Origin of the sequence: Jeotgalibaca caeni (assembly GCF_028863945.1) — a bacterium.
Lineage (GTDB): Bacteria > Bacillota > Bacilli > Lactobacillales > Aerococcaceae > Jeotgalibaca > Jeotgalibaca caeni.
In genome coordinates this window covers 1-7,033 of the sequence record NZ_JARBEA010000084.1, presented here as the reverse complement: position 1 = coordinate 7,033, position 7,033 = coordinate 1, and the positions used below count along the sequence as shown (strand labels likewise).

Below are 7,033 nucleotides of genomic sequence, written 5' to 3'. Positions count from 1 at the left end.
TTTAGAATTTCTGTAGTAAAATCGTTCATATGGAAGTCCTCTTTTCTGTGAATGTGTTGTGGTAACTCTATTCTACAGAAGGGACTTCCTTTTTTCTATTTACACAAAATATTTTACACTCTCATTTGGTCAGGAATCCTCACTTTTGTGATATATTATAAGTGAAATTTAACTTTCTCGTCACCCGCTGTTTATATAGAAAGGAGGAAGAGTTTATTGTTGTTATATTCGGAGTAAAGGAGGTGGTTAATCGCAATAAGTATTTTTATCTAGCTTAAATTGACAAATTAAAAGATCAGATTTAGTGTACCCTATACTAGCTAGACTAATGCCAGAGACAACAAGTAAATAGGAAGGAGTAAGTATTTTTGAAAAAAACATTAAAGAATAAATATATCTTCTCACTAGTTACTAGTGTGCTCGCAGTCGTAATAGTGGTTTTATTTATGACGCTGCGATCAAAAGATGTCACAGACTCATGGGCTGAAAACAACGTCCTTCTCTCTCAGCGAAACTATGAAATTGCAGCTTCCTATCAATTAGCATTTACAGATTCTACGTTTATTGTTTATGATCGTTATGTTCCTATTACGTCGAATGACGCTGGTTCAGAGAATAGAGATCTGCCTTTAGAAGTGGGTGAATATAGCCCCTATACGGTGACTAAGAAAGACGATGTGTATACCATTAAAAGTGGCGACGCAATCAACTACCGCTTAACGCAAACCGCTCCTAGAATATTTGTAGATGAGATTGGAACCGAGTATACAACTGATTCTTACGTGGATGACTTTTAGTAGTAGAAAAGCTCGTATCGTAATAAATCTGTATAGGCATACTACCCCCTGCCAATAGGTAAAGGGGATTTTTGTACGAAAAAATTGGTTGCTCAGGTATGTTTCATATCTATTCGCCTCGCACGTCGTAAGCGACTAATATAATGGTACCTTAAATAAAAAAGAATACCTCCATACTAAAAATGTCCGAAGATTGATAATAAACTAGAATACCTATAGGCATTCTGCTTGCACCTTATAACAAACACTCGTCAAACAATCCATTTTTTATTTTTTGTCTTAAGCCACGATTAAAAGCTTTTTTCATATGACTTCTATTGTGACGATTTCTAGGAAATTTACGAAAACTTCTACTCACATTAAGCACTCCTTTCAAAAGTACTTAATGGAGTTTCATCTTCCAAAACATCGGATTTCCTCCTTTTCATGATTGAGTTCTTTTTAACACAATCAGCCTCATTTGTGCTCCTATTTCCGCCTTATAGGAGGAGCACCTTACTTTGAATGAGCCTCAAGCCACACCGAAATTCTTTCCCACATTAGGGTTTGATCAGTGGCAACCGCTACTGTATAATCTTCTATTTCTTTGTTACTAACTTGTAAATTAACTCCAATTCCCGTTCCGTTAAATCTCGAATCATCTGCTGACAAGCCCTTCTAAAGCTTCGTTATAATCGTCCATCACCGCATGAACGGTTTCCAAAAAGTCATCCTCTGGCTGCTTTGCTTTGCGAATTTCCACTTTATCGCCCACTTCAATTTTTAACTGTTTCAGTACATCTGATGGCAAAGTTGTAATAACGCTATGCCCTGATTTCCTCGTGGTTCTTTGTATCTTTTTCATATTCATCACTCCTCACGAAGAGTATATATGTAAATACGTATCTATCCAAACATATAGAGACATGCTATCACTTTATGTTCTTCCAAGGAAGGATTTGACAAAGCGTTCGAAACAGCCCAGTAGAGGGGAGAGAAGGAGCAAGCGAGCATAATTGTACCCTAGCCATACAAAATTAAAAAATAAATTTTGCAAACTAGGGTAAAAAGTATTTTCTATTTAGTTCAATTTCCTGCTATCTATTTAAATACGAGGAATCTTCCCTCGTCATCAATATAAGATTTTTCACCTGGTACATCTTCAATGGAGCCAAATGGCATTTGGCCACGCAGCAACCAATTTGAAGGAATGTCCCATTCTTTTTGTACATCTTCATCAATCAGTGGGTTGTAGTGCTGCAAACTTGCACCGATATTATTTTCGGTAAGGGCAGCCCAAATATTCATACTCGCAATCCCAGATCCTTGTTCTGACCAGACAGGGAAATTATCCGCATACAAGGAGAACTGCTCCTGTAAGCCGCGTACAACGTCTTGGTCTTCAAATAAAAGAATCGTTCCATATCCAGCACGGAATGAATCTAGTTTAGCTTTTGTTGATTGGAATGCTTCTTCTGTTGGCACTTCGTTACGCAATTGTTTTTCTGTAATATCCCATAATTTGTTATGAGCGTCTCCAAACAGAATCACCACGCGGGATGTTTGCGAGTTAAAGGAAGTTGGACTTTCTTTCACCGCACCCTTAATTAACGTTACGATTTCTTCGTCAGAAAGAGTCACATTTTTCCCGATTGCATAAATAGAACGACGTTTCTTCAATAAGTCGATTACTTTTGTTTCCACAAGCAAAACCTCCAAAAATTAGTTCTATTTCAAACCTTTATTTATTATATCAATTATTTTTTGAAAGTTAAAGAAATCCACTATTCCCCTATCAATAAAAGGTGCTTGCTTCTTGTATTTGTAGTACAATCGGTAAGTAAATTCATTTGAGTTAGGAGTATTTCATTGGAAAACAAACAGAAACATTATGGTCTAGGAACCGCAATCTCTATGATTGTTGGTATTTGTGTCGGCTCTGGGATTTTCTTCAAAGCAGACGATATTTTGAGTTTTACGGGCGGACATGTTGGTTTAAGTGTCCTCGTTTTCTTTATCGGTGCCTTTTGTGTCATTTTCGGTAACATTACCTTGTCTCAACTTGCCGCAAAAACAGATCGAAGAGGGGGCGTTATTGCCTACTTTGAGGAATTCATTTCTGAAAAGGCCGCAGCAGCATTTGGTTGGTTTCAACTATTTGCCTATTATCCTTCTATTCTCGTAGTGGTCAGCTGGGTTGCAGGGATTTATTCAACCATCTTGTTCCGCCTGCCTGCAACGTTGGAACTACAAATGTTGTTCGGTTTAGGCTATATGCTGTTCTTTCATGTATTGAATTATTTTTCCCTTCGTCTTGGAGCTGCTTTTCAAAATTTAGCTACGATCATGAAGTTGCTGCCGCTAATCGGAATCGGATTGATTGGAATTTTCTGGCAGGCTCCTGCTCTAACAACAACAGCCCAGCTTACGGTCCCAATTGATCAAGTAGGCTGGAGCTGGTTAGCTGCTCTTGCGCCCATTGCGTTTTCCTTTGACGGCTGGGTCGTTTCTACCAGTATTACTCATGAAGTGAAGAATGCGAAACGAAATATGCCCCTTGCCCTTACAATTGGCCCACTTGTGGTTCTAGGAGTATACTTAGCTTACTTCTTAGGTATGGTTGCGATTGTAGGACCTGAATATATTTTAGCAAATGGTGATAATACCATCTACGATATTGGTGTTACCCTTCTTGGTCCACAAGGTGGCCAAATCATCCTTTCCTTTGTTCTCCTTGCGGTATTGGGAGTTGTGAACGGATTAGTATTAGGAAATCTTCGCTTGCCGCAAGCTCTGGCAGAAAAAGGGATGATTCCAAATAGTAAAAAAGTAAAATTAATTGATTCAAAAACCATGCTTTCCCCTTACGCAGCGCTTGCCTCTATTGGCATTTCCCTGCTTTGGTTAGCCCTTCATTATCTTACCCAAAAAACAGGGATTCTGGCTGGCGGAGACGTGAGTGAAATTTCGATTGTTTTCAGCTATATTACCTATGTGATTCTTTACTTGAGAGTAATCAAAATGCACCAAGCTGGAGAAATTACCAGCCCGCTGTTTGGAAAACTATTTCCTATTTTCGGTATGGTGGGGTCGGCTGTCATTGTAGTCGGCGGAATTGTTTCCAACCCAACCTTTGTACCTATTTTCCTCGTCCTTTGCCTGCTTGTCTTTTTAGCAGGGTATACCTATTATAAAAAGTAAAACAAAAAGCGAAGCTCCTGCTTCGCTTTTTGTGTAAATAGAAAGGAGTAATTCCCATGTGTTTAATTACCTTTCATATTGCCCAACACCCAACTTACAAACTAGTCCTCGCTGCCAACCGGGATGAAGCGTATGACCGCCCCACTAGATCTGCCCAATTTTGGGAAACGTACCCTGGCTTATTGGCTGGAAAAGATTTAGAAGCGAACGGTACGTGGCTGGGTATCACCAGAGACGGCAAGCTCGCTGCTATTACAAATTGTCATGACGGTGAATTTTTTGAAGCAGCAACGACTCCAAAGAAATCACGAGGAAAGATTGTGATGGATTACCTTACTTCAAACCAAACCCCAGAGCAGTATTTAGAAATTCTCAAGCAGAATAAAATGGAATATCAACCGTTCAATATCCTGTTGGGAACCGTAGATAACTTGTATCATTTCAATTCCCGTGACCAGAATTCAAGCCAGCTTCCTGCCGGAATCAACAGTGTTAGCAATGCGACCTTAAACACCCCTTGGCCAAAAGTTGTAAACACAAAACGGCAACTCGAACAGTTTTCCCAAGAAGGGAAGCTCTACACCGAGCAGCTTATGCAGATGATGATGGACTCTACACCTGCGCCTGATGAAGAACTACCGAATGTGCCTCTTCCACTAGAAATGAGACGGAAAACTTCTGCTACCTTCATCCAATCCGAAACATTTGGTACACGTTGCACAACCATTCTATTGGTAGATTGGAACAATCAAGTCACCTTCACAGAACGAAACTATAGATCAGACGGGACTTATGCTGATAAACGTTTTGAGTTTCAACTTGAAACGTGACACTCATCCAGTCCTAAGTAGTTAATGATTATTTTCTTTATGCAACATGATTTGATACATAGACAATAGGAGAAGAAACAATGGAATCATCACCAATAAAATGGCGGATAGTTCCCTCGTTGCGGAATAGGAAGACATACTTGTTCCCTTAATCAACAAGTGCCCAATCAGGTAAGAAAGAGGCAAAAAAGAAATCCTGGTTGCAACAACTCGAACGTTTTTATTTCCCCGCTTGAAGAGAGCGATCCCGATTGATGAAATCCATAGTAAGATGGAAAATCCAGTATAATAGGCAAAGTAAAGGCGAGGTAAAATCATTATTCCACCATCTGCATACACTTCTTCTCCGTATAAATATGTATTCGAACTCCCATCCGGTGCGGAATAATACACAGCAGCTACTTCTTCTCCATTGGGATTCAAAACAACCGGATTATCTAATCGTTCTCCACTCCATTTTCCCCATAATGTACTCCAAGTCGTCACATGGTACACTTGGCCCTCGTCCGATTGGTCCACCCTATATCCCGTCACATGCTCATCAAAAGTCGCAAGTACATTCCCATTCTCACTTTTTGTAATCGTAACTCTTTCCAGATCATAAGGGTAATAATCCGGTGCTGTAATGTAAGAAACCACAACAATGCCTATTACGAACGTTAGGAGCATAGACAGAATCGCCACTTGTCTTCTCTTCTTTTTCAAACTGGACCGCACCTTTACTAGCGGCGAAGGATTGTTTTCTATTGGTAAGAGTACTTCTTCGTTCAGTCCCTCCAGTTCCCTGCGGCAATTCTCGCAAGTTTCTATATGTTTTTCTACTAGTTCTCTACTCTCGCTACTCACCATATCTTCTACATAGAGAGGCAATAAGTCCTGAATTACTGCGCAACTTATCTTCATCTTTCCTCCTCCATTTCCTTTTTCAGTCTCTTTTTAGCGCGGTGAAAAGTGACCCCTGCCCAATTTTCTGTTTTGCCAAATACTTCTGCAATTTCTTTGAAACTAAGTTTTCCATAAACTCTCAGTAGAAATACTTCTTTATACGGTTCCTTCAGTTGTTCAAGAAGTATTTCTGCTCTTTGAGACTCTGTGGTGGAGATAATGGTATGTTCAAGGTTCATTCCATCCTGTTCTTCTGCCATTGAATCAACGAAGATGATTTTTTTATCTTTTCTCAAAGTGGAAAAATAAGTAAATTTGGCAATTTGAAAGAGCCAGACTCGGATATCTGAATTTCCTTTAAATTGATGAATCGATTGCACGGCTTTGATAAATGTCTCAGACGTGATATCTTCAGCAATATATTTATCTTTGGATAAACTGTAGGCAAACAAATAAACATCCTTAAAATAACGTTGATATAACTTCTCTATTTCGGTCACTTTTTCACCTCCTACTTATTAGACGCTTGGAAATAGTTTTTCTTACAAGAAAGATTAAACTGAATTTAATTTTAGTTTAATCCTTCTTCACCAACTTCCTGGACGTACTGCTCCATATTTTTCGGTAAGATTAGTAGAGAAATGATGATGAAGCTTGAAGCAATGCTAAATAAAAATATAAAAGTCAGATTAAGTCCTTGAAGGAGCAACTCGTTATTTCCTTCCAAAGGGATTTCACGATATTTCTCAATTGAAAATAAATAGAAGAACGTAAAAACTGCAGTCATTAGCCCGATGATTCTATTCTTCAATCTAACTTTCTTTGAAAAATCATTAGTGATCCGGTATTTCTTTGTCCCTACTCTTAGAATATTTTTATTTCCTTTTTCGAGTACTCCATTCCACATTACTTGTTTTCTCGTTAATGAACTCATTTTTCTCCTCCCTTCATTAAACAACTACTTCCATTATAATGATTCATTGTTCTTTTTGTTTGCTTAATGATAAGATGATTCATAGCTACGTATTTGAATGAGGGAGGAGCACATAGCCTTGAATAAAGGATTTATTCTCTTTTTTATCGGATTAATCATGTTCATGTCCGGGATTTATTTATCTACTATATGGACCGCCTTTGGAATGCTAATAGGTATTGGTGGTGGATTCCTAACAGGTACCAGTACATTCTTTATTAATAATGAGGCGTCTTCCAAAAAAGAACCCAAATAAAAAAGTACGAAGTGAGGTTCACTTCGTACTTTTTTGGCTCTAGAATATTAAGTGTTGATGGGCCTTTGGCCCTTTTGTGAAAAACACAAAGAGACAAATGAATTTTTCCGTT

9 protein-coding genes are annotated in these 7,033 nt (G+C 38.6%); 4 read left to right on the top strand and 5 right to left on the bottom strand.

Annotated elements, in window-relative coordinates; translation table 11 throughout:
- Positions 1-368: 368 nt before the first annotated feature.
- Entirely contained in the window at positions 369-797 is a 429-nt protein-coding gene (locus tag PVE40_RS12090) for a hypothetical protein (RefSeq protein WP_274732198.1), read from the top strand.
- A gap of 637 nt (positions 798-1,434) precedes the next feature.
- On the opposite strand, the gene PVE40_RS12085 is transcribed toward PVE40_RS12090, so the two are convergent.
- Together PVE40_RS12085 and PVE40_RS12080 are read right to left on the bottom strand one after the other, a co-directional pair.
- Entirely contained in the window at positions 1,435-1,641 is a 207-nt protein-coding gene (locus PVE40_RS12085) for an AbrB/MazE/SpoVT family DNA-binding domain-containing protein (protein WP_274732197.1), read from the bottom strand.
- Between the two features lie 236 nt (positions 1,642-1,877).
- The gene (locus tag PVE40_RS12080) at positions 1,878-2,480 is read right to left on the bottom strand and encodes a nitroreductase family protein (RefSeq protein ID WP_274732196.1); all 603 of its coding nucleotides are present in this window, start codon (positions 2,478-2,480) and stop codon (positions 1,878-1,880) included.
- A 165-nt stretch (positions 2,481-2,645) separates the two neighbouring features.
- On the opposite strand from PVE40_RS12080, the gene PVE40_RS12075 reads away from it, so the two are divergent.
- The gene (locus PVE40_RS12075) at positions 2,646-3,977 is read left to right on the top strand and encodes an APC family permease (protein WP_274732195.1); all 1,332 of its coding nucleotides are present in this window, start codon (positions 2,646-2,648) and stop codon (positions 3,975-3,977) included.
- 56 nt (positions 3,978-4,033) lie between these two features.
- Positions 4,034-4,807 carry an NRDE family protein gene (locus tag PVE40_RS12070; protein ID WP_274732194.1) on the top strand — a complete coding sequence of 258 codons (774 nt, stop codon included), beginning with the start codon at positions 4,034-4,036 and terminating at the stop codon, positions 4,805-4,807.
- 21 nt (positions 4,808-4,828) lie between these two features.
- Here PVE40_RS12070 and PVE40_RS12065 read toward each other — a convergent pair whose 3' ends face one another.
- The 3 genes from PVE40_RS12065 to PVE40_RS12055 all read right to left on the bottom strand — a co-directional run bounded on the left by PVE40_RS12065 (position 4,829) and on the right by PVE40_RS12055 (position 6,626).
- Positions 4,829-5,710 carry a zf-HC2 domain-containing protein gene (locus PVE40_RS12065; RefSeq protein ID WP_274732193.1) on the bottom strand — a complete coding sequence of 294 codons (882 nt, stop codon included), beginning with the start codon at positions 5,708-5,710 and terminating at the stop codon, positions 4,829-4,831.
- Complete coding sequence (locus tag PVE40_RS12060) at positions 5,707-6,192, bottom strand: RNA polymerase sigma factor (RefSeq protein WP_274732192.1); 486 nt, start codon at positions 6,190-6,192, stop codon at positions 5,707-5,709. The genes PVE40_RS12065 and PVE40_RS12060 overlap by 4 nt, the downstream gene beginning before the upstream one ends.
- Positions 6,193-6,263: 71 nt before the next feature.
- The gene (locus PVE40_RS12055; RefSeq protein WP_274732191.1) at positions 6,264-6,626 is read right to left on the bottom strand and encodes a hypothetical protein; all 363 of its coding nucleotides are present in this window, start codon (positions 6,624-6,626) and stop codon (positions 6,264-6,266) included.
- Positions 6,627-6,744: 118 nt separating this feature from the next.
- Here PVE40_RS12055 and PVE40_RS12050 point away from each other — a divergent pair, with 118 nt between their 5' ends.
- Positions 6,745-6,921, top strand: a complete 177-nt coding sequence (locus PVE40_RS12050) for a hypothetical protein (protein ID WP_274732190.1) — start codon at positions 6,745-6,747, stop codon at positions 6,919-6,921.
- The last annotated feature ends 112 nt before the right edge of the window (positions 6,922-7,033 follow it).